Raw genomic sequence first — 1,595 nt, 5'->3', positions numbered from 1 at the left:
CCGCGTCCATGCGCTTGGCCTGGGCCAGCGTGGGCACGGTCAGCGAGGCAATGGCCAGGGCGATCACGGAGGCAGTGGTGCGGAACGAAGTCTTCACGAAGGTTTTTCCAATCATGGTGGTCATGTGCACGGTCGGCGCAGGCGGGCCTGCGCCGGTCGGAGCGCCACAGGTCGCCCGTCTGCGGGCAGGCCTGCGGCCTTGGGTGTCACATGGGGATGGGGCAGGAGATTCCAAGCACCGGCATGCGGATACGCCGGTGTGCAGCCTGCTGTTGTAGGAGAGCCACCGGCGCTGAGGCGGTGGCCTATGGGGCTGCGTCAAGCATTGTAGAAAAGACCGGGGCCTGCCGGAAAAGCAAGCCCACAAAACATTCTCAGCTATTGATTGCGGAGCAGTGCAGCGGCCTGCGCCAGCCCCCGCCGCCGGTTTTCAGCGCAGCACTTCCAGCAGGCGGTCCAGGCCGCCTTCGGTGATGGAGACCTTGGCCTCGTTGCGCACGCGCGGCTTGGCGTGGTAGGCCACGGACAGGCCTGCGACCTGCATCATGGGAATGTCGTTGCTGCCGTCGCCCACGGCGATGCACTGGTCGGGGCGAATGCCCAGCAGCGAGGCGACTTCCAGCAGCGTGCGGCGCTTTTCGGCGCCGTCGCAGATGTCGCCCCAAGGCTGCTCGATCAGGCCGCCGGTCAGCGCGCCATCGCGCATCTCCAGCACGTTGGCACGCACGAAGTCGATGCCCAGCATGCCGCGCACGTGCTCGGCAAAGTAGGTGAAGCCGCCCGAGACCAGCAGCACCTTCAGGCCTGCAGCCTGGGCTGCGCGCACCAGGGTTTCGGCGCCTGGGGAGAGCTTCAGGCGCTCGGCCAGCACGCGGGCCATGTCGGCCTCGGTCACGCCGACGAGCTTGCCCACGCGCTGGCGCAGGCTGTCCTTGAAGTCGGTGATCTCGCCGCGCATGGTGGCTTCGGTGATGGCCGCGACCTCGGCCTTCTTGCCGGTGGCGTCGGCGATCTCGTCGATGCATTCGATGGTGATCAGCGTCGAGTCCATGTCGAACGCGATGAGCTTGTAGTCGGCCAGCTTCAGTGGCGGCTGGATGCCGCGGATCAGCAGTCCGGGCGCGAATTCGGTGACATCGGTCATGGGTGGGGCAGCAAAAAGGGACGGGCCGCCGGGCTGGCGGGTATCAGGCGCGAATCATATCCAGAGCCAGGGCCGCGCGGCGCAGTCACTGGCCTTGGCACTGCGGCGCGCCACGGCTTGTGCCTGGATGCGCCCTCAGGGCGCGGGTGGGCGGCGCAGGTAGATGGCATCCGACCAGGTGGCCAGCCATTGGGGGCGGAACACCACGAAGATGGCCGTCACCATGCCGGTGACCACGGCATCGCCCCAGGCCATGAGCCAGCGCGCAATGCGCGACAGGTCCTCGTTGACACCGGGAAGCGAGTGGCCTGCGGCCTGGGCCAGCAGGGCCGAGATGAAAACGCACAGCACCGTGCCCGCAAAGCCGCGCGCGAGAATGAAGACAAAGATCTGGTGCGGCAGCCAGCGCCGCAGCGCCGCGCCCCAGAGCATGGCCAGCGTGGCGACGCGG

At 67.7% G+C, this 1,595-nt stretch carries 1 protein-coding gene and 2 pseudogenes; all 3 read right to left on the bottom strand.

All coding sequences use genetic code 11. The features are described 5' to 3' along the window. Positions 1–124 (bottom strand): annotated as a pseudogene (locus L995_RS17835) (ABC transporter substrate-binding protein); the annotation flags it as partial. Between the two features lie 306 nt (positions 125–430). Then, the gene (gene serB / locus L995_RS17830; RefSeq protein WP_016445267.1) at positions 431–1,144 is read right to left on the bottom strand and encodes a phosphoserine phosphatase SerB; all 714 of its coding nucleotides are present in this window, start codon (positions 1,142–1,144) and stop codon (positions 431–433) included. A gap of 135 nt (positions 1,145–1,279) precedes the next feature. Beyond that, a pseudogene (locus tag L995_RS17825) lies at positions 1,280–1,595 on the bottom strand (hypothetical protein); the annotation flags it as partial.

It is taken from the genome of Delftia sp. ZNC0008, assembly GCF_000799035.1.
Classification (GTDB): domain Bacteria; phylum Pseudomonadota; class Gammaproteobacteria; order Burkholderiales; family Burkholderiaceae_C; genus Comamonas; species Comamonas tsuruhatensis.
This window is presented reverse-complemented; position numbering and strand designations above follow the sequence as displayed.

Coding starts and splice junctions, on each gene's coding strand:
- serB (WP_016445267.1), bottom strand. CDS start 1,144: ATGACCGATGTCACCGAATTCGCGCCCGGACTGCTGATCCGCGGCATC.